The sequence below is a fragment of the Paenibacillus silagei genome, assembly GCF_017874735.1.
In the GTDB taxonomy this organism is placed as follows: Bacteria; Bacillota; Bacilli; order Paenibacillales; family Paenibacillaceae; genus Paenibacillus_AQ; species Paenibacillus_AQ silagei.
Genome location: NZ_JAGGLV010000011.1, coordinates 147,755 through 168,166 on the forward strand (window position 1 = coordinate 147,755; position 20,412 = coordinate 168,166).

General features: G+C 50.3%; 16 protein-coding genes. 6 read left to right on the forward strand and 10 right to left on the reverse strand.

What is annotated here, in order from left to right; all coding sequences use genetic code 11:
- Nucleotides 1-14 precede the first annotated feature (14 nt).
- Entirely contained in the window at nt 15-1,235 is a 1,221-nt protein-coding gene (locus J2Z70_RS17615) for an MFS transporter (RefSeq protein WP_209875435.1), read from the forward strand.
- 97 nt (nt 1,236-1,332) lie between these two features.
- Here J2Z70_RS17615 and J2Z70_RS17620 read toward each other — a convergent pair whose 3' ends face one another.
- Nucleotides 1,333-2,160, reverse strand: a complete 828-nt coding sequence (locus J2Z70_RS17620) for a CPBP family glutamic-type intramembrane protease (protein ID WP_209875437.1) — start codon at nt 2,158-2,160, stop codon at nt 1,333-1,335.
- A 19-nt stretch (nt 2,161-2,179) separates the two neighbouring features.
- Nucleotides 2,180-2,719 (reverse strand): TetR/AcrR family transcriptional regulator, encoded by a 540-nt coding sequence (locus J2Z70_RS17625; protein WP_245368315.1) that lies wholly within the window; start codon nt 2,717-2,719, stop codon nt 2,180-2,182.
- A gap of 193 nt (nt 2,720-2,912) precedes the next feature.
- Between J2Z70_RS17625 and J2Z70_RS17630 the strand changes: the two genes are divergently transcribed.
- From J2Z70_RS17630 to J2Z70_RS34010, 4 genes are all read left to right on the forward strand, one after another.
- Nucleotides 2,913-4,790: a leucine-rich repeat domain-containing protein gene (locus J2Z70_RS17630; RefSeq protein WP_209875439.1), complete on the forward strand. Its 1,878-nt coding sequence runs from the start codon at nt 2,913-2,915 to the stop codon at nt 4,788-4,790.
- Nucleotides 4,791-4,949: 159 nt separating this feature from the next.
- Nucleotides 4,950-6,788 (forward strand): HSP90 family protein, encoded by a 1,839-nt coding sequence (locus tag J2Z70_RS17635; RefSeq protein ID WP_209875441.1) that lies wholly within the window; start codon nt 4,950-4,952, stop codon nt 6,786-6,788.
- Nucleotides 6,789-7,847, forward strand: coding sequence for a hypothetical protein (locus J2Z70_RS17640; protein WP_209875443.1), 1,059 nt, complete (start codon nt 6,789-6,791; stop codon nt 7,845-7,847). It abuts the gene before it with no gap.
- 218 nt (nt 7,848-8,065) lie between these two features.
- Nucleotides 8,066-8,140, forward strand: coding sequence for a putative holin-like toxin (locus J2Z70_RS34010; RefSeq protein WP_425355119.1), 75 nt, complete (start codon nt 8,066-8,068; stop codon nt 8,138-8,140).
- 280 nt (nt 8,141-8,420) lie between these two features.
- Here the strand turns inward: J2Z70_RS34010 and J2Z70_RS17645 are convergent, their stop codons facing one another.
- Nucleotides 8,421-9,284, reverse strand: coding sequence for an AraC family transcriptional regulator (locus J2Z70_RS17645; RefSeq protein WP_245368316.1), 864 nt, complete (start codon nt 9,282-9,284; stop codon nt 8,421-8,423).
- Between the two features lie 145 nt (nt 9,285-9,429).
- Between J2Z70_RS17645 and J2Z70_RS17650 the strand changes: the two genes are divergently transcribed.
- Complete coding sequence (locus tag J2Z70_RS17650; protein ID WP_209875447.1) at nt 9,430-10,185, forward strand: SDR family NAD(P)-dependent oxidoreductase; 756 nt, start codon at nt 9,430-9,432, stop codon at nt 10,183-10,185.
- 95 nt (nt 10,186-10,280) lie between these two features.
- Here the strand turns inward: J2Z70_RS17650 and J2Z70_RS17655 are convergent, their stop codons facing one another.
- From J2Z70_RS17655 to J2Z70_RS17685, 7 genes are all read right to left on the reverse strand, one after another.
- Nucleotides 10,281-14,318 (reverse strand): S-layer homology domain-containing protein, encoded by a 4,038-nt coding sequence (locus tag J2Z70_RS17655; RefSeq protein WP_209875449.1) that lies wholly within the window; start codon nt 14,316-14,318, stop codon nt 10,281-10,283.
- A 368-nt stretch (nt 14,319-14,686) separates the two neighbouring features.
- The gene (locus J2Z70_RS17660; protein WP_209875451.1) at nt 14,687-15,736 is read right to left on the reverse strand and encodes a hypothetical protein; all 1,050 of its coding nucleotides are present in this window, start codon (nt 15,734-15,736) and stop codon (nt 14,687-14,689) included.
- A gap of 35 nt (nt 15,737-15,771) precedes the next feature.
- Nucleotides 15,772-16,620 (reverse strand): FkbM family methyltransferase, encoded by an 849-nt coding sequence (locus tag J2Z70_RS17665; protein ID WP_209875453.1) that lies wholly within the window; start codon nt 16,618-16,620, stop codon nt 15,772-15,774.
- A gap of 38 nt (nt 16,621-16,658) precedes the next feature.
- Nucleotides 16,659-17,471 (reverse strand): ABC transporter permease, encoded by an 813-nt coding sequence (locus tag J2Z70_RS17670; RefSeq protein WP_209875455.1) that lies wholly within the window; start codon nt 17,469-17,471, stop codon nt 16,659-16,661.
- 4 nt (nt 17,472-17,475) lie between these two features.
- The gene (locus tag J2Z70_RS17675; RefSeq protein WP_209875457.1) at nt 17,476-18,276 is read right to left on the reverse strand and encodes an ABC transporter permease; all 801 of its coding nucleotides are present in this window, start codon (nt 18,274-18,276) and stop codon (nt 17,476-17,478) included.
- Nucleotides 18,263-19,252: an ABC transporter ATP-binding protein gene (locus J2Z70_RS17680; protein ID WP_036730996.1), complete on the reverse strand. Its 990-nt coding sequence runs from the start codon at nt 19,250-19,252 to the stop codon at nt 18,263-18,265. The genes J2Z70_RS17675 and J2Z70_RS17680 overlap by 14 nt, the downstream gene beginning before the upstream one ends.
- Nucleotides 19,253-19,299: 47 nt before the next feature.
- A complete protein-coding gene (locus J2Z70_RS17685; RefSeq protein WP_245368317.1) occupies nt 19,300-20,406 on the reverse strand; it encodes a radical SAM/SPASM domain-containing protein in 1,107 nt (368 codons plus the stop codon).
- Between the last annotated feature and the right edge of the window lie 6 nt (nt 20,407-20,412).

The following is a 20,412-nucleotide window of genomic DNA, read 5'->3' on the forward strand; positions in this document are numbered from 1 at the left end:
GAGGTTGAAACCTTATGAATACGCAATGGAAAAAGACATTTGCCTTCATCTTCAGCGGACAAATCTTCTCGATATTAACCTCTGCGATGGTTCAGTTCTCCATCATCTGGCACTTGACCGCGACGACGGGGTCGGCCGCCGTGTTAATGCTTGCCGGTCTGGCCGGGTTCCTGCCGCAAGCGGTCTTAGGCCCGTTCATTGGCGTCTGGCTCGACCGCTGGAACCGTAAGCTCACCATGATCGCCGCAGACAGCGCCATTGCACTAACCAGTCTGATTCTGGGTGCTTATTATCTATGGGGCGAGCCCAGCTTATGGATTGTGTATGCCATCCTGCTCATTCGTTCGGCAGCCTCGTCCTTCCATTCGCCTTCGTTCCAGGCGGCGATTCCGCTGATTGCGCCGGAAGACCAGCTCACCCGGGTAGCAGGCTGGAACCAGCTCATCTTCTCCGCTTCCAGCGTACTCGGGCCTGCGCTTGGAATAGCGGTATACTCGGCTACTTCACTAGGAACCGTATTGCTTTTAGATGTGGCAGGTGCCTTAATCGCTAATGTCATGCTTCTGTTCGTCCAGATCCGTCAACCGAAGCCGGAGAGCGTGGAGATACCCTCATTCCGTAAAGAGTTTATGCTCGGCTGGTGGGCCTTCCTGTCGCAAAAGCCCATTGTCACGGTAACGGTTGCCATGGCCGTCTTCAGCGTGGTATTCATGCCGCTGGCGATGCTGTTCCCCTTGATGACGCTGTCCCATTTCGGCCGGGGCGGCTACAGTGCCAGTCTGATTGAGGCCGTCTTCGGGATCGGGATGATTCTTGGCGGTGCGCTGCTGTCGGTGCTTGCTTCCAGATGGAAGGACACCACCTACATGAGTGTGAGTCTGGTTGTAATCGGGCTCACCTGTGTCCTGAGCGGGATGGTAGGGCGCGAGGCGTTCCTTGCTTTTACCGTCCTCTCCTTCCTGATGGGTGCGGCAGCCCCCTTGTTCAACGGCCCTTACATGGCGATGATCCAGAAGTCTTATGAGCCTGAGCTCCTGGGGCGCGTACTCTCCTTCGTGACAAGTATCGGACTTTTGTCCTCCCCGATCGGGCTTGCCCTGGCGGGACCTGTGGCCGGCCGGTTCGGCGTTCCGTTCTGGTTCTTCTGGTCCGGGATCGTTGTGGTCCTGATTGGAGTATTCGTATTTGTCAGATTCGCTGGGAAAGGTACAGACGAGCAACCTGCTAGTAAGTAAATGAAGCTAAATAGACCGTCCTCCCGTAAGTGGGAAGGCGGTCTATTTGCCTTACATCGGCGCTATTCGCCCGAACTGCCGCAGGACTTCACCAAGTTTATCTATCTGCAAAGCGCTTCAATCGTCTAGATCTGAGCCATAAGCCGAATCCGATGAACAGAATCGTTGTAAACACGCCGGTGGTCGGGCTAAACCACAGTTCGCCTGCTGGCGTGAATGTGATAATACCGGCAACTGATACCAGCAAGGTAGGCACTCCATCCTCCACTGCGTGCATGAGTACACAGGGCCACACCGATTGCGTAAGGCGATAGATTTCAACGTACATGATGGACCAGGCAACCATAAGCACACAACCAATGAAGACATAGCCCCATCTCGTCGTAGTCCCGAAATAAGTCTCCGGCAGGAAGACCAGATAATAAGCTGTATGCCACAGCGCCCAGACCAGACCGGACACAAGATAGATTAGCCAGTCATTCAGCTTCAGCTCAATCAGCTTCGGAGTCAGATAACCCCGCCAGGCGAATTCCTCGAAGATGTTCTTAATAAAGCTGCCGGCGAGCGATACCCCGACCAGTGACAGAATCGTATGTAATTCGCCCTCTGAAGCGCTGGCGCTATTGAACAGCAGAGCAAGCCCCACCACAATCACCATGATTACCGGATAGATGGCAATAGCTGCGCCGTACCACTTCCTGTTTTCTCTAAAATTGAACCTTACGCCAATATCCTTCCAATCGCGGTTCACCAGCCGCAGCACGAGCATGGCAATCACCGGCAAAATCAGCCACAAGCCCATTCCCGGCGAATTCCCTTCTGGCTGATCCGGCAGCTTCGTATCCACCCATACCCCAATCCAGCCGCACGCCAGCACAATAACGATGAACACTAGAAGACTGAGCTTTGTTCTGCCTGCTGTCATATGATCATCCCCTCCGGGTTCAAGATTTCTCCGAGCTACGCTTCGCCGTGCTGATGACATCCTCTGCCGCGCTGTTCAATAGCTGAATCATCTGCTCCTCCGTATAATGGTCCGGCAGCAATTCGTTCGCAACCATTACACTCATCCCGACCTGGAACATCTTCATCTTGAGCAAAATCATCCCCAGTTCATCATCTGTTAATCCATTCAGATCCGGGTCCGTTCGCATCATCTGAATGAACCCTTGCGTCTCTGCCTCATTGTACTTCGCCTGATCATTCTTCTTCATCACCAGATCCCGGAACAGCACCGGATACTCTCTGGCAAAACGGATGCTGGCCGCACCGATATCATGGAACGGATGCCCGGAGTTCTGCTCCAGCAGAATCTGTCTGCTCACCGTAAGTGTTCTCTGGAATACTTCCTCCACCAGCTCGCCAGCCTCTTTGAAATTGACATAGATGGGGGCGATAGAGCCTCCCAGCTTCTCCGCCACCTTACGGATGGTCACGGCATCCACTCCTTCGGTCCTCGCAATCTCGAACGCCGCAGGTGTCAACCTAATCTTAACGGCTTGATTCTCCTTTTTAACAATTGTTGTGTTCTGAGCATTTGTTCATATAGAATCAAATTATCAGCTTCTCTTCAGAGAATAATGGAACAAAACAGCGTAACTCACGTAAATTCCGATAAGTTAATTCAAGTGATACCGGCGCAATTTCATCATCACATCATGAAGGAGGCGGCAGCCCGTGGCATTTATCCCGTTAAATTGTCCCAATTGCAGCGGAAGAATTGAATACAAGGAAGGCACCATCCTCAAGTGCCCTTATTGCCAGACTGAGCTTCTGCTCAAGCAAAATAATGTCTACTATGTGGATCAGACCATTAATCATTATCACGGGGCACCCCCTCCCAAGGCCGCGCCGAAGCCACCCGTCTCCGTCTCTATCCCCATTAGGCTGGTGCTAATTCTGCTGCTGGTGCTGGGCGGGGCCATCGGTACTTATTTCTATTACGGCTTCAGCTCTCCGCAGCAGGCAACCAAGGCTAATCTGTCTGTACGGAATATGCCCGAAAGCGAGGTCCTGCTCACCTTCCTGCGGGAAAACCTGGGGAAAGGCTCTGCCATGCCGACAGAGGAGGAATTGGCCTCACTGCGTTATTTAACTGTGGAGCGTTCGAAGAATGACCAGTGGCAGTTCACTTACAGCTTCTCCGATCCGTTCAGCGATGCGCAGGCCGAGAAGCTTACTTATGTGACCCAGGACAAGCGGCTGAATGCCCAGCGGATTGATCAACGGGATTTCGAAGCCTTCAAGGGACTGACGGCACTGAACCTGACGAATACCTACGAGATCAACCAGGCGGACCAGACAACGCTTGCCCATATGCCCGGATTAAAAAGCTATGGCGGCGCCTTCAACGAATCCTTCAGCGCCTTCTCCGGCTACTTCGGCGATAAATCTAAAATTACGGAGCTGTCCACTCAGCTGCGCAGTAATCAGGAAGTGGCCCTGCTGCTGGAATTTCCCAATCTAAGCTCACTATCCATTACCTATGTGGATGAGTCTATAACGGATTTGCATCTGCTTAATAAGCTGCCGCTGAAGTCCCTGTCCCTTACCTTCGTCAATGACCTGGGGTGGTTATCGTCCATGACCGGGCTGTCTTCTCTGGCTATCTATCACAGTGAAACCACAGATCTGCAGCCGTTATACGCCTTAACCGGGCTCCAGGAGCTTAAGCTTTCCTATTTATCCAATGTGAAGTCGATCGACTTCCTGCAGAACATGCCTGCACTGCAGACGCTTGATCTCAAAAATGTGAATTTCTCCAGCCTGGAGCGTCTGGCCGGCAAAACCTCTATTACCTCGCTCCGCCTGGCTTCCTTAAGCCAGCTTGGCTCGGTAAAGGCCGTGAATAGCTTGTCCTCGCTGCGGGAATTCACCTTGGACGGTTATTACGAGCAACCAGACAGCCTTACTTTGCCGGGCGTCAAACGGGTGGAAATCCCAGCTTCCTTCCTCTCCGGGCTGAAGGCTCCTACGGTAACGGATCTGACACTCCGGGGCGGAAGCGGGGAGCTTAATATGGCTGAGCTGAAGAAATTCCCTGAGCTTGGGGAGCTGTCCCTCTGGGGGGTTGATGAAATGGCTGGTCTCGCCGCCCTCGACAAATTGCCCCGCCTACAGAAGCTAAGCATCTTCGACTCGTCGCTGTATATGGAGAGCGATGCCTTATTCCGTCTGAAGCAGGTGAACACGCTGGTATGCTCGGAATGCCGCCTGAATTTCAAGCAGACAGCAGCAACGAATAGTGTGCTTGAGCATCTGATCTTGGACCGGCCATACTTCTCCATGAACAACAACTCCGTTAGTGAGGTTGACCAGGTGATGCCTTACTTCGCGGGCCTGACTGCCCTGCGTTCCTTCACCCTGCAGGACAACAACCTGGCTTCTCTTGCGTTCATGAGTAAGTGGCAGGCCATTGAGGAGCTTCATCTGGAGAACAATGCGATTTCCAATATAGAGCTGCTGAGCAAGCTGCCCAAGCTGCAACAGGTATTCCTGACTGGCAATTCCGTGGCGAACAAGTCCGTGCTTGATGCAGGCGTGCTGGTGTATTAATTCTTCTAGTTCAAGGCAAATAGACCGTCCACCCGGCAAAGGTTGGCGGTCTATTGTTTTGATGTATGGGAATATATGTTTCTTATCAAGCAGCTTCTGGGTAATACATAGGGTTGCATCTGTCTACATATCAATTGATTACAGAATAGGAGAACAAATATGGAGAACCAAAACCAGGATACGTACCGTTTTCAGGTGAACTTAAGCGGTATGATCAACATTTTGTCTAACCATTTGTATAGCAGCCCGAAGGTATTCTTAAGAGAGCTGCTCCAGAATGGCATAGACGCGATTACTGCACGGCAGGCCTATTCCCCCGCTGGATATGAAGGCAAGATTCATGTCGAGGTAAGCGGGACCTCTACCGGGGCGACCTTACTGGTAGAAGATAACGGAATCGGGTTAGACGAGGCAGAGATTCATGAGTTCCTGGCCATGATCGGACAATCCTCCAAGCGGGGCGAAGATTTTCTCTCGACCAACACCTCTTTTATCGGGCGGTTCGGCATCGGGCTCTTGTCCTGCTTCATGGTGAGTGACGATATCGTTATGGTTACCCAATCTGCCAAGGGCGGCCCTGCACTGGAATGGCGCGGGAAGCCGGACGGCACTTATACTATCCGCAAGCTTGAAGGGGCACATGCTCCGGGCACCAAGGTTTTTTTGCGTTGTAAAGAAGGGTCCGAAGCTTACTTCGAGGAGAGCAATCTGCAGGAAGGGCTGTTCCATTACGGCGCTCTGCTGCCTTATCCGATCCAGCTGGTGTCGGACCGTAACACCCGCCTGATTAATCCGCTGACCCCGCCGTGGGTCAAAGATCCGCAGCTGGCCCGGAAGCATCGTGACGAGGTGCTGTCCTTCGGTAAGCAGGTGCTGGGAGAGACGTTCCGCGATTTCATCCCCCTGCACACCGCCTCGGGCCGGACGGGAGGCATCGCCTTCATTCTGCCGCACGCGGTTAATCTGAACGCCAAACGCAATCACCGGGTGTACCTGAAGCACATGCTGGTCTCCGAAGCTGCCAGCAATATCCTGCCGGACTGGGCGTTCTTCGTGAAATGCCTGATCTGGACCGATGAGCTGCAGCCCACCGCTTCCCGGGAGCATTTCTACGAGAATGCCCAGCTGGAGCAGGTGCGGGAAGAGCTCGGGAACTCCATTCGTCAGGAATTGATGCGGATGGCCGAGTACGACCCGGACCGCCTGCAATCTATTATTTCGCTGCACGCCTTATCCATGAAGGCTCTCGCAGTGGAAGATTCATCGTTCTATTCTATCATTCACGAGTGGTTGCCGTTTGAGAGCACGTATGGCAGAAAGACGCTTGGCGAGCTGAAGCAGCAGCCTCCCCTGTACTTCACGGCCACGCTGGACGAATACCGCCAGATTACCCACGTGGCTTCGGCCCAATCCATGCTGGTGGTGAACGGCGGGTATATCTATGATGCCGAGCTGCTGGCCCGGCTGCCGCTCATTGACCCGGATGTGCAGACGGAACGGCTGCTGCCGGAGGAGGTGTCGTTATCCTTCACCGATATCACCCCTCAAGAGCGGCTGGACTACTATGAGTCCGTAAGACTCGCAGACAGTGTACTTCAGAAGTTCCGCTGCCAGGTGCAGCTGCGCCGCTTCAAGCCAGAGGAGATTCCTGTCCTCTACACGCTGTCTGAGGAGTCCGCCCAGTGGCGTGTAATGGAAGCAACCAAAGAAGTGAGCACCGATGCCCTGGCCTCTGTGCTGGGCAGCTTGGGCGCTTCGCTTAAGGAGACGGCATACGCCACACTCTACTTCAACCTGAATAATCCTATCATTGAGAAGGTATTCCATCAGGGGAATCAGGCCACGCTGCCCTCCATTGTCGAGATGCTGTACTGCAATGCGCTGATGATGGGACATTATCCGATGAACCGCCAGGAGATCGCGCTGCTGAACCAGGGCATTATTCAATTCATTGATTGGGGATTGACGGCTAATCAAGCCACAGGAGGAGACGAATAGATGAATCTTACCGAGATGGATTTCGACGATTTGATGGAGGAAGCCTATGACCTGCCGGGCGGCAAGGCTAAGCTGGAGCTGCTGGAGCAGGCGGTACGGGTAGCAGATGCCGCAGGAGATATCGACCAGGGCTATGAGGCCCGCAGCGAAATAGTAGAGCTGGGCAGCTTCCACGGGTATCCGATGAAGGCGCTGGTCGCCTTCTCGTGGCAGCTGGGACAGTATGACAAGAACCCGGGCCGGTTCGATGATTACAGTCTGATGTGGTCGTACAAGTGGGTGCTGGACCGCATCACTGCTTTTGCAGATATCAGCCGCACTCAGATTGAGAACCTGCTGGAGGATATGAAGACCCGCTATGCAGCCGAAGGCTACAGCAGCCGGACCTATCACTATTACCGGGCGAATATCCTCGAAGATTTCGGGGAGCTGGAAGCTTCAGAGGCCGAATGGGCGATTGTCCAGACCATGGACCGGGACGAGATGAGCGATTGTGAGGCTTGTGAGCAGCATGGCCTGGTCGAGTTCCTGGCGAAGCAGGGAGACGACGAAGCAACCGTTAAGGCGGCTGAACCGATTCTCAAGGGCCGGATGACCTGCGGTGAGGTCCCGCATGTGACCATTACGAAGGTGCTGTTCCCTCTCCTGCGGCTGGGCCGCCAGAAGGAAGCTGATAAGCTTCAGAAGAAAGGCTATAAGCTGGTAAAAGGAAACCGCGACTTCCTGTATCACCAGGCAGAGCATATTGGTTACCTGACCCTGACCGATCCGGTCAAGGCGCTGGAGGTCTTCGAAGAGTATATCGCCTCCTCGCTCGATCATGAGAACCCGGCCGATCAGATGATCTTCAACGCCTATTCCGCCAAAATGTTCCGCCGTCTGGCGGAAGAATCCATCCGCTTTCAGGTTAAGCTTCCGGTCGACCACCCGTGTGAGCGTCAGTTCGAAGACGTCGCTGCGCTTGCGAAGTACTTCAAGCAGTTGGCTCTCGCCACAGCGGAGAAGCTGGATAAGCGGAACGGTAACGGTTATTATACTGAGCTGCTGGAGAAGTTGTAGGTTGTGTTCCGGCGGCGGTTTGTAAGAACAAACGCAAATAAGAGCAGCTCCCGTATTGGGGGCTGCTCTTTGTGTATTTTAAATACGCATTTACGTCAAAACTTCTCCAAATTTAGGTAATACCGAGGCATTTGATATGTTATACTGATTGAGCAATAGAATAGGCTTAAAAGGGTCGGTCGGCTACCTCTCTCAGAAGGGAGGGATGCCTTGTGACAGTGTTTGAAGCAATGATGCTGATGCTAACCTTTGGTTTGCTTATCGTAGCGTTACTGTCCGATAAACGCAAATAGACCGCCCCCTCGCAAAGGCATGCGGTCTATTTGTCGTATCCTATTTGCCAGAGGCCAACCGCCCTTGAAAGCGGCTATTGCTCTAGAGAGTCGTGTTAGCGCACGGCTCTCTTAGCATTGTACGCCCGTTCTGCTTATACTATACCACAGCCGTTAACACATGTTAACAGTGGTTAACAGATTTATGAGCACCAGTTCGAAGACGTAGTTGCGCTTGCGAAGTACTTCCAGCAGTTGGCTCACGCCACAGTGCATTTCCCGAGGCCCTTGGCATGACCTTCTAATCCCTCATGCTTTCAATTCGTCTTAGGCTCTCCGTGTCACGGGCTGGAGATGCACCGAAGAAGCGTGAATACTCCCGGTTGAACTGTGAGGGACTTTGATAGCCAACATGATATGCAGCACTTGCTACCGGATAGCCCTCGAAGGCAATGAGGTTTCTGGCCTCCAGGAGCCTTAATTGCTTTTGAAATTGAATAGGACTTAACCCCGTGGCCCTTTTAAACTGACGGTGAAAAGTATTTATAGCCATACCCGATTTCGATGCCAGCTCACCAATGTCTATGGGCCTCATAAAATTACTCCGAAACCACTTTACAACCTGAGATATTCTGGATAAATCACTTTCCCGCTGACCAAATTGCCTCAGATACCCTCCCTGTGGTCCCATCAGTACGCGATACAGGATTTCGCGCTCATAAGCTGGTGCTAGAGCCGGAATATCTCTTGGCGCTTTCGATAATCGCAATAAACGCAGCCAGGCCTCCATCAATTCAATATCCATGTCGCAAGCTGCGAATTGCCCGGAAGCAGCCGGTAATAGATTCTCCTGGAGATCTCTTAGCAGACTCTGAAGAACATTCTGATTCAACTTGAGACCAAGGGACATGTAAGGCTGGCCATAGCGGTCCGGATGTACAACCGCCGTTGCAGGAACATGCACGGGTAACACGTAATAAGATGGCCCTGCCAGTTCCGTGCTGCGCCCCCCGATCGATAGAATCTTTCTTCCTTGAACCGTGAAACCAATCATCGGCTCGTAAAGCGCTGCAAGTTGATGATTGGGGATCGCTCCCTTAATCATACTTAGCCCCGGTACTCCGGTTTCAATCTGCCTGGTGCCCGCATCCTTCATCAGATCCATTATTTCTTCAAGGACATTTTTCATGCACATAGTTTATCACACGAATGGTGCTTTTAGGCAATCAATAGGCATTTTCAGGTCTATTTTGGTGACGCAGCTGCGGCTACAATTAGAACCAAGCCGAACACAAACCAAGGAGGATCTTATGACAATTGCGATAATAACGGGTGGAAGTAATGGCATTGGAAAAGCGGCAGCGCTGGAGCTTGGCAAGCGCGGAATTAGCGTCATTCTCACATACAATTCCTATAAGGACCGGGCAGAAGATGTCGTAAAGGAAATCGAGAAAAATGCAGGTGTCCGGGCAGTCGCATTAAAGCTGGATCTGACTCAGATATCAACCTTTGCGGGCTTTATTCAAGAAGTGAAACAGAGTCTCCAAGACATTTGGAACCGGACAACTTTTGATTACTTGGTGAATAATGGCGGCATCGGCGGACCCATGCTGTTCACTGAGATGAGTGAAGAATATTTCGACAAGATTCTGAATACGAACTTCAAAGGACCGGTTTTTCTAACACAACAGCTTGCCGGATTCATGGAGGACGCCGGAGCTATTGTCAATACTACGAGTTCATCCAAAAATCAATCCTTTCCGGGCTACTCCGTCTATGGTTCGTTAAAAGCAGCATTCTCAACCTGGACCCGCTACATTGCCAAAGAGCTTGCACCTCGCCAAATTCGGGTCAACGCCGTATCACCTGGTCCTACGCACAGCAATTTCGGCGATGGAGTATTCGATAAACATCCCGAATTCATTAAGCCTCTGGCTGAGCAATCTGTATTTGGCAGAATCGGCCACCCCGAAGATATAGCGAAGGTTATTGTGAGCTTGTTGTCCGATGAATTCGGGTGGGTTACAGCCCAGGACATTGAAGTGTCTGGCGGACATTTGCTTTAATTAAGAAAAGCTTACTGTCCCCTAAACGCCAATAGACCGCCCTCCTGGCAAAGGAGTGCGGTCTATTGGGCATATCCTGTTTTTATGCGAATCTCTTACTTATTATACAGTCTGTAAAGGAATGCCGCAGCTTCAGCTTTGGTGGTGTTGCCAGCCGGATTGACCTTGTTGCCGCTGCCTTCGATGAGCCCTTCCTTCACCATGGCGGCTACGCTGTTCACCGCATAGGAAGCCACTCTGGACTTGTCGGAGAATCTCTCCAAATCCGTAGCCGTCCCCTGGCTATTCAGCTTCTTCTCCAGCTTCAGGGCTCTCTCGGTCAACACCATCATGTCTTGTCTGGTGATCTTAAGCGCGCTGCCGAAGCTGCCGTTGTCCAGGCCATTCGTAATCCCAAGCGCTTTGGCCATTCCAATCTCATTATAGTAATAAGCATTCTCCTGTACATCGCTGAAGTTTCCATTTACCTTCGCAGTCAAGCCAAGTGCCCTGACGAGGGAGTACAGGAAATCTGCTCTGGTGATCTCGGTTGACGGATGGAATTCACCGCCCTCAGTCTTGAGAATATCCTTGGATGCAAGGACTTCGACCGCGTTCTTCGCCCATGCTGCCTTTCCGAGATCTGTGAAGGTCTTGGATACATAAGCTACTGCGAAATCGCCGAGATGAGTAGTTGTGAAGGTTACCATACCGGTCTTGGAATCATAACGTCCGCTCGGTACGGTTAGAACATTTCCATTTCCGTCAATATACCGGATAACAATCCGTTCAGGATTCTTCAATTCATCCGCAGACGGCTGGTAAGGTACGGATACGGTAACAGGTGCACCAGGATTGCTCCAGGCCGTTTCTTTTCCGTCCGTCTTAAGGCTAAGCTGAATGATCGGTCTATCGCCTAGAGCCGCCTTTACTTCCGCCGGAAGCCCCGACTTGTCACCTTTTCCAATCTCCAGCGATACTTCCTTGCCGCTGCTTTCAGGTGTGCCTGTCAACATATTACCGGAAATAACGACCTGACCGAATTCGGTCGAAATGGTCAGTTTGTTATCCTTGGTTCCGCCGGTCAGTGCTGCAGCAGGCAAGCCTACCGAGTATGATTTCACTCCTTGCACGGCAGGGATGTCCAGCGTCACATTTTTCTCGATGAGTTCCTTTGCTTTTGCCAGATCTGCTACCTTAACCATTGCGGTTCCATTGTTCACTGTTGCCTGCATGGTTACTTTCTGTCCTTCTACAACAGGTGCTGCTGGTGCAGGTGTCGCAGATGCAACAGGTGCAGACGTTGAATAGGTTCCACCAGGTGCAGGCGTTGCAGGCGCTGGTGTTGCTGGTTCAGGTGTTGCAGATGGTGTTCCTGGTTCCGGAGTGGACGGAGTCTCCGTCTTGCTGTTGGTTACTTTCAGAGTATACGTCTTGACCCTGCCGTCTGCCCCTGTGACCTCAATCTTTATATCTGTTTGGGTGCCAGGTGTCAACGCTATAGCTTGGGAAGCTGTACCGCTGGCAACCACCTTATCGTTCACTTTAAGGGTTGACCTGCTGTCTGCCGCTGCTGCTGTCACAGTAATGCTGCCGGCATCCTTCAGGGACACCTCGTATTCTGTGGTTGCTGCGTTGAATACAGGCTCGAGTGTTCCCGCACTTAGTGTCAGGCTGCTGAGGTCTGCATTCACACTATTAGGTGTATAGACTCCAAGATCGCCAAGGTCGATTTTATTATTCTGAATAGTCTGATATTCGCCTGCAAAGTAATCATCCAGATACGAATGTCCCAGAATGAATCTGTCCGGTTTCATGGCGCCATAGTACCCGGCATTCGCATTACTTTGGCCGTCAAACAGGACATAGCTTCCCTGCCATCCTGAACCGGTTACGCCCCAGCTGATGATGTGATCGATATACGGGGCGAACTTGTTGAACATTTTGTACAGCAGCGCGTACTGATATCCAAGGGCGTCCGACTGTCTCACATTGAGCGCTGCTGGAGCAGTTGCGCCTCCTCCTGGAGCATCGGTCGGCACCTTAAGGTCAAGCTCAGAATAAGTAATACCCGACAGCAGCCCCCGGTCAACGAGAGAGGCATAAAGGGCCATCGCATATTGGTTGTCGCTGGCAAGGGTCTTACCCACCGCGTCATGTCCCTGGATTCCGATGTCTTCGATCAGGGGTCTTCCGTCATACAGCGGATCAGAGCGCCATGCGGTATTTAATTCAAGAACCATGTTATATACGGTTCTAGCTTTACTGCGGGTGGCAACCCCGTAATCGTTGTAGGTCAGCTTCGGAGGATTGTCAACGATGTAACTGTCAATGCTGCCTTTAGTATCGTGTCCATCCATCTTCATGTACTCTGGAAGGTTAGCGTAGTTGGCTTTGTAAGCTTCCGCCATCTTGGCGTTGGGGGCCGCGATGTGCGCGTTTTTGAACAGCAGGTATACGTAATGATCGGTGATGTCGCCGCCAATCTCATCATCTGACATGGCAACAAGCCAGTTGGTATGCTTCAGGCTCGTTCTCCAGCTGTTCGGATCCTCAAGGATAAGCTCGCTGTGGCGGCTCTCGTGTACCTCTTCGTTGAGTACATCCCAGGAATTGAAGGGAATGATACCACGGGCTTCGCTGGAGCCGTACTTCGTATCTGTGGTCAGGAAGTGCCGCATCACATACATCGTATGGTTGAACTGCACTCTTCTCGCCATTTCTTTGTCTACCTTAACCGTGGTTGTAACGCCATTGCCCAGTCCGTAGAAATTGGCAGAGCCGTTATAACCGGAAGGAAGGTTCGCAGGAATCATCTGTGCCATCCAACCAGGGGCCTGGTTATACCATGCCAGAACATGGCCGTGAGACTTGTACTGCCCGGGAGTTCCAGAATCTCTGATCGCCTGATAAGAGTTGGTAGGGAAGCTATACTCCGCTAAGCCAGGGGCAGTGGTTGCGCCGTTCATGGCCTCGCCGTTCACATTCTTCAGCCATTCCGGACCACGGGGATGCGTGCCATCGGCCTTCAGATTGTTGCCGTCAACGAAGATCTCATAGTGATTGGCTCTGGTTCCGTTTACAGGTCCGGTGCCGATCGCGCCGACCATGAACAGGCCATTCTCCTTATTGTACAGACTTTTTAGAGGCGCTACGACACTCTGGTGTTCCTTATTGACTACGCTCGGAAGCGCAACACCCTTCGGATCAGGTGCGGTAATCTCAATGTTAGAGACTAGCAGCATACCGGTTTCTTCAGGACGGGCATTCTCCCCATGAAGCTCAAGAATGAAGTTCGAGGAATTGCCCGTTGAGGCGGTAATACTATGATGCGCCTTCAGCCAGGATTCGCCGTTGTAGCTGCCCACCCAGTCAGGATTCAAGTTGTTGTACTGGTATTCCCTGAGGTAGCTGTCGAGGTTATCGCTGGCATTTCTGACTCTCCATCTCATGAATTTGCCTTGCGCGCTCTTCGGATAGTAGACATCGAATTCAATCGTTGAACCCGCTGTGACATTGACGGCCGGGGACAACGGGGATTCCAGACTGATGCCGCCGAAGGTGCTTTTGCCGTTATGGGCGTAATTAATCTGGAGCACTTCCGCTTTCCCTTGAGCATCTGCAAAAGGATATGCGATCGTCTTGAATGTCCCGCCGGCAAAGTCGGCCGGGACACGGTTATCCAGCGGAGTTCTTGCCTTCCAGGCATTCGTAGGCGCGGTAACTTTTACAGGAACCTTACCCGGACCCGGATCAAGCCGGAAATAGGGATCGGAGCCGTCTGATTTGATATTTGCAGTGAAATTCATTATGGCTTCTTTCAGCGTTGCAATAGCTTCGCCCGCCGGAGTGTTCGCATTACGCGCAAGCTCAAGCGCATCATTAAGAGCTTGGAGTTCGTCTACATGCACCCAGGGCAAAGCCCTGTTCACATCCGAACCATAGACTGACCCATAGACAGACTGGCTGACCTGGAGCGGGAACTCCGTATTGCCGGTTTTTAGAGCTTCGGCTTGCGCAATGAGGTCGCTCAGTTCAACGGACGGTTCCTCTCCAGCCGCAGCAGCCGGGACGGGAGTATACGTGAAGATGGAGAACAACATGATGATAACGAGAAGGCGGGAGATGCTGACTACATATTTTCTACTGTTCATCTAAGTTTGACTCCTTTTCTTATGGAGATTCTTACCCTTGGTTACGCCAAGTCTGGCTTGACAGTCAATCCCGCACCTCCCTCTGAACCTATTGGCAGACAATGTTTGTAAACGCATTCACGAAAGCGGATGATTAGGCTGTAACAGCTTTCATATTAGCAACTGGAAGAGAAAGTCTAAATACGGGTAATGCACGAATGATTTTAATATATTACGAAAATAGACACACTTCTCGGCTCACCCTGCCAGGAAAAAGGAAATTTGGTGTGGTAATGGAATATAGGGCAAAAACAAAAAGACCGCCCCCTCTCGCAAAGGTATGCGGTCTATCTGATACTCTACCCGGTTACCTGACTCACATTGTTGGTTCAGCTTTTCAAGCTTGCAGCCTCTAACATTAAATAAAATTGATGATGAAAATGCACTTCATTATTATATATTTTTGTAAATAAACCCATGCACTTATCTATGATTTCCCCAGTGAACGTTTGGGACATGATGGCTTTATTCGAATAGAACCTTACCGTCTTCCAGTCATTAATAATTTGGTCCAGTAACGGGTCAAGCGTATCCTTGGCATTGGTATGATCAAGGTTATACTTATAGAGCGTATTTAACCTGTATTTCTCAGAACATTTTCTATAAATAGTACTGCTCAATGTTTCTGTAATGGTTTCATTTGTGATAACACGCTCGTAATTTTCGGCCAGCAGCAAGATATTATTCAGACCTTCCGTTATTTCATCTTGATACCTGCACATATTCTCTACAAATGTATTGATCGTTGTGTGGGCTGACTTGTTATTGTTCAAGTTCAAATTCTCATCATTACCGGGAGGCACTAGCGAATATTCCCAAAAGTAGTCTGGCATCTTTACGTGTTCCGAAGTCAGGCATGAACATTTAAATTCTGAAAATGGCAGAGAATATTGTCTGTATTCTGTAATATCATCAACCGTATATATTTCCCCGTTCGTAAGATTGAAGCCATAGACGAACACAGGATGCAGTCCATGTTTTTTGTTATAGTAAAAGTCTCTCCCGCGTTGATAAAATAAATCAATAAAAATGGAAATCGGATGACCCCTAGAAATAGAGTTTATGATCTCATCTTGTAAAGTATCTAGCGAAGGGGATATTTTGCGGATGGAGATTCCCATCTCCTCAAGAATCTGATCTCCCTCCTTAAGCTCCAACACCTCTAACTTGAAATATCCTCTTGTTTGTATTTTTTGTTCATTGAATCTGTAAATGCTAATCACATTATTCAGAATCGGCAGCTCATCTTTATCGAAATATCTGGCAAGCGTTAAAAACAAATTGTAGTCGCAGCTAAAATAAGGAAAATTATGATGAGGAAACATTTTGGTCATGCCGTCGAAGGGTTGAAAGGTATCCAGGGAAACAATTTCATCCATAAAATATTTCTCCTATACTAAAATTATTGTCGCTATCACCCAGCCGATGTATGCATTTGATTCAACGCGTACACATTATAGTAATTTGGGATATTCAAATCTTCGTAGTAATCAATCGAGACATTGAAGCCGTTGGTGCGGAAGATGTTCTCGAGCCTGCTGATCTGCTCTTCATCCAGTCCGTGTACCTCCATGACAATTTGCCTGATTTTGCCCCAATCCTCCGGAAGGATGCCTTCCAGCACCTCAAATTCACTTTTTTCCACGTCGATTTTGAGCAGATCAATGGGGTTCAGATCGTAATAGCGGATCATTTCAGAGATCGTAGTTAGCTTGCATCGATGGATTTGTTCATTCAGAAGCTTCGGCGACATCAGATGATCGACAAACCGGTTTAGCATGCGCGGGTCGGCGAAGTCATCCCGGTAATGGTTGATTAACCCGTACCGGAGATCCTGATCGTGGTTCTCCCGGTATTTGATCTGGACAGAATCCGTGGACATCGTAGGAAAATAGGCAAACTCCGCTTCCTTGATCTCATTGGAAAGCCCAACGTTAACCGTTGTTACGCGAGAGAGCGAGCTCGTATTCATCTTCAAAAGCTTAAACGTCGGAGGCAGTGGCTCAAAGGCATATACCCTGCAGTTACTCTTGCTGCTGACATACAGGGTGAACATGCCGATATTAGCCCCGACATCCATGACCGTGCCATGATCCGGGAGCGTAATCCCGTGCTTGAAATACATCTCCTTCTGGAAAATCTCGTTGTAGAGGAACTCGGTTTCTCCTTCGTTGTTTTGATAGATTTCGATCCCGTTGTGCAGCCGCTTCTTGGCAGTGGCTTCTGTCTGCGGTGAAAAGCTCTTGTGCTCCATCCTGCTCATCCGATTCACCTTCTCAACAATTTTTTTGGGGCATATCTCTAACTGCTGGCGCTCTCATAGTGTTTGACGGCCAGCTTCCAGAACAGCCTGACCACTAGAAGCGATATCACAGGAGCTGCAAAAATCCATATCCCAAGGAACAAGTCCAACCGGTCGATCAAATAAACCGACGGCATGTTGGTGATAAACAAGATAGGCACGACATACAGTCCTATTCTCCGCAGCCATTTGGGGTATATGTACATCGGCATATTGTTCAAATCCCAACATTTGTCCAGTATGTCGAAGATCGAACCGGACTTCACCGTCCAGAAGGCAAGAATCTGCGGAAGAAGAAGCACCGAGTAGGTCACGATCGTGCTGCTCAAGATCACGCCGATATATCCGGCCAAGTGGATAAAGCTTGGCTCGATGCCAAGACGCCGCCAGGCCAATACGATCATCGTAATCCCGGCGATCAGGTTCGGAATCGGAAACGCGAAGTTCACGTGCCGGAATGAAATCATGAACTGCAGCGATAGCGGCTTGGTCATATACAAGTCCAGCGTCCCGTTGCGGATATGGCCGGCAAATCTATAAAAGTTATCCATAAACAGTCCTGTATAGATTGCGATCATAATCGTATAGGTCCCGGTGAAGATCATCATCTGGTCAGGAGAAATTCCGTTAATTTCGATCCCTAGCTGGTAAACGAAGACGATATAGATCAGCTTGGACAACAGAAATACGGTCTCCATGATCAAACCGGAGTAGAAATTCGCTTTGTATTCCATGTAACCGACCAAGCTGTTCTTCGCAAAAATAAAAAACATGCGTACATGCTTCCGAATCTCAGACAAGCTGATACTCACAGATCTAACCTCCAACGGCTACATATTTCTTCATCCCGGAATCCCAAGACAGCTTGGAAATGATCATAAGCACAATTACCCAAACCGCCTGTAAGAGGAGCCCGGGCACGATTTCATGAATCGTCAAGCTCCCATTGATGATCTTAACCGGGAAGTATACGACATATTGAAACGGTAAGTAGCTGGAAATTCTGGCAAACGTATCTCCGAAAATATTAAGCGGAAAGATGGCGCCACTGAGCAGATAGACGCCTTGGTTGAACGCGATAAAAACGCCCCAAACCTCAGTAATAATGAACGCGAGGGCACTAATCGAATAAAAAAGCAGGAAGTTGATGAGCAGCCCGAACAGAATGCTGACCAGGAACAAAACGATTTGCCCCACTCTAAGCTGAAACTCCCAAATCTGAGTGAACACGATCATCAGGATGACGAATAAAACAAGGACGACCGCGGTCTGAACCGTTTTCCCGCCGAAAAAATTGCATATCCGATAGCTGAAATAATGAATAGGCTGAGCGATAAATTTGCTCAGTCCACCCGTCTTGATATCGTTCGCGACCTCCCCTTCGAAGCCGGCAGAAACCAGCTTGGAGACGACGCCGGACAACACGGAATAAATGATGATCTGCGAATACGAATAGCCGTTAATAATCTCCTGCGGCGAACTGCGGAACACGGCTGTCCAGAGGAAGCATTGGACGAGTATGATGAAGCCGCCGCTGATAATACTCATCAGGAAATCGGTCCGGTATTCCATCTCATTCTGAAGCGCAAGGATGTACGTCCTTTTATACTTTTGCAAGGCTTTCATGTCTGACCCCATCTTTCTGATATAAGCTTTCGATGCCTCGCTCGACAGGTATATCTTCAACTGTGAAATCAAGGATCGGGAACCGGTCCAGCATCATCTTGGAGAGTCGCTGAAGGTCATGCTTATCGATCTCCATAACGGCATTCAGGCCGTCATGTTGAGTAATAACGCCATAGTCGCTTAGCGCTTGCCTCGGTACTTCGTCCGTAAATTGCAGCTTGATAATCTTTTTGGCATGGAACAGCTCGTTCACCCGCCGGAGATCGCCGTCGTATACGATCTTCCCTTGATTGATGATGATCGTTCGTTTGCACAGATCCTCAATATCCGCCATATAGTGGCTTGTCAGAATGACCGTGGCCTTCGTCTGCTGGTTATAATACTTCAGGAACTCCCGAATGCGCTTCTGCGAAATCAGATCAAGTCCGATTGTAGGCTCATCCAGGAATATCACCTTGGGCCGGTGGATGAGCGACGCAATAAGCTCCATCTTCATCCGTTCCCCCAGCGAAAGCCTCCGCACCTGAATGTTGAGCAGGTCTTTAACGTCAAGCATCTCCGTAAGCTCATCCAGGACAAGGTTGTAGGGCTCATCCTCGACCTCATAGATGCATTTGTTCAGGTACAACGATTCATTCGCCGGCAAATCCCACCACAACTGCGATTTCTGCCCCATCACGATCGAGAACTGCATCTTGAATTCTTTTTTTCGCTCCCAAGGGACATAGCCTAATACCGTCGCCTGCCCGCTTGTCGGATACAAGATGCCGGACAGCATCTTAAGCGTCGTCGTTTTGCCGGAGCCGTTCGGGCCTAAGAATCCGACCATCTCCCCTTGCTCGATGACAAGTGATATTTCGCTAACCGCTTCTTTAATCAATGATTTCCGTTTCACTAAATTTTTGAGCGATTTTTTAAGCCCCAATTCTTTTTCGTAATACTTGAAGCTTTTAGACAATCCTTCCATCTGGATAATGCTCACTCATGCACCTCATTTATGTGAATTTAGAAGAGTTATACACCGTGCAAATGCAAAACACTGCACTTGGAACATGCCGGTGTCAGTCGTTCGTCCATCATTTCCCTTATTCTTCTGTAGTTCATGCTATGCCATAATTCCTGTACAGACGCTTCATGTAATTTGCCGATCTCGAACTCCTTGAAGAATTTACACGCGATAATTGTTCCATCGGGCGTAATGTCCATCCGGTTCGAGAGCGCCAGGCACTTCTTGTTCATCGTGCCTTTGCCCTCCACCTCTTTGCCGAGCACGAAATCCTCAATTTGGTCATGATCCAGATTCGGCTGGTAGCGCAAACGCATTTTCCAGACCCGATTATTGACCCGGTCCAACTCGCTCATGAGAGCAGGAATACGCTCCGGATCGAGCTTGTAGTTAAAGGCGTGCCAGCTTCGTTCGCCCCTGTGCTCGCTCGCCGGAAGGAAGTCGAACTTCTCGTCAAAGTAATTGTCCATTCCCTGCGTGCATTCGTCCGAGATGTACCACGGGAAGCAGACCATGACCATATCTACACCGACGCCCTCCAGAAAGTCCAGCAGATCGTAAAGCTTGTCAGTCATACCATCGTTAACGACGGTATGGATCGTAATTTTGCCCTTGAACCGGTTCTCCTTGCGCAGCTCGACCAGCTTCCGGATTGCATCTATCGCCTTATTAAAGACCCCATTGCCGCGAAGCGCATCATTCTCTTCTTCGAATCCATCAAGCGCAATGAGCAGCTCCAGGTTATCGGAGATTCTCAGCAAGGCGTCCAGCTTTCGCTCGATCAGCACCGCATTCGTACAGATCGTCGTCTCCCGGGGATAGGCTTCAAGCAAATCGGCCAAACGGTCGAAATGGCTGTATACGAGCGGCTCGCCGCCCCAGATATAGAGTCTCGACTTGGCTGGTTCCGTCTCAAGGATCAGCTTCTCCAGCAGCCCATAGTCGAGCTGTTCCCGCTGCTGCTCCGGTGTCATGAAGTGATGGTAGCCGGTGTCGTTCCATTGATAGCAATGCTTGCAGCGCAAGTTGCATTGGTTCGTCAGTTTAATCCCGACCGACTCCGGCAACGGTGTCGCGTAACCCGCTATTTTCTCCATGTTCCGCTTGGTTTCCAACGTATT

Bases quoted from the DNA above. Each gene is read 5' to 3' on its own strand.
- J2Z70_RS17665 (WP_209875453.1), bottom strand. From the start codon at position 16,620: ATGAGCAGGATGGAGCACAAGAGCTTTTCACCGCAGACAGAAGCCACT.
- J2Z70_RS17645 (WP_245368316.1), bottom strand. From the start codon at position 9,284: ATGGATCTGATGAAGGATGCGGGCACCAGGCAGATTGAAACCGGAGTA.
- J2Z70_RS17660 (WP_209875451.1), bottom strand. From the start codon at position 15,736: ATGGATGAAATTGTTTCCCTGGATACCTTTCAACCCTTCGACGGCATG.
- J2Z70_RS17640 (WP_209875443.1), top strand. From the start codon at position 6,789: ATGAATCTTACCGAGATGGATTTCGACGATTTGATGGAGGAAGCCTAT.
- J2Z70_RS17680 (WP_036730996.1), bottom strand. From the start codon at position 19,252: ATGGAAGGATTGTCTAAAAGCTTCAAGTATTACGAAAAAGAATTGGGG.
- J2Z70_RS17635 (WP_209875441.1), top strand. From the start codon at position 4,950: ATGGAGAACCAAAACCAGGATACGTACCGTTTTCAGGTGAACTTAAGC.
- J2Z70_RS17620 (WP_209875437.1), bottom strand. From the start codon at position 2,160: ATGACAGCAGGCAGAACAAAGCTCAGTCTTCTAGTGTTCATCGTTATT.
- J2Z70_RS17650 (WP_209875447.1), top strand. From the start codon at position 9,430: ATGACAATTGCGATAATAACGGGTGGAAGTAATGGCATTGGAAAAGCG.
- J2Z70_RS17615 (WP_209875435.1), top strand. From the start codon at position 15: ATGAATACGCAATGGAAAAAGACATTTGCCTTCATCTTCAGCGGACAA.
- J2Z70_RS17655 (WP_209875449.1), bottom strand. From the start codon at position 14,318: ATGAACAGTAGAAAATATGTAGTCAGCATCTCCCGCCTTCTCGTTATC.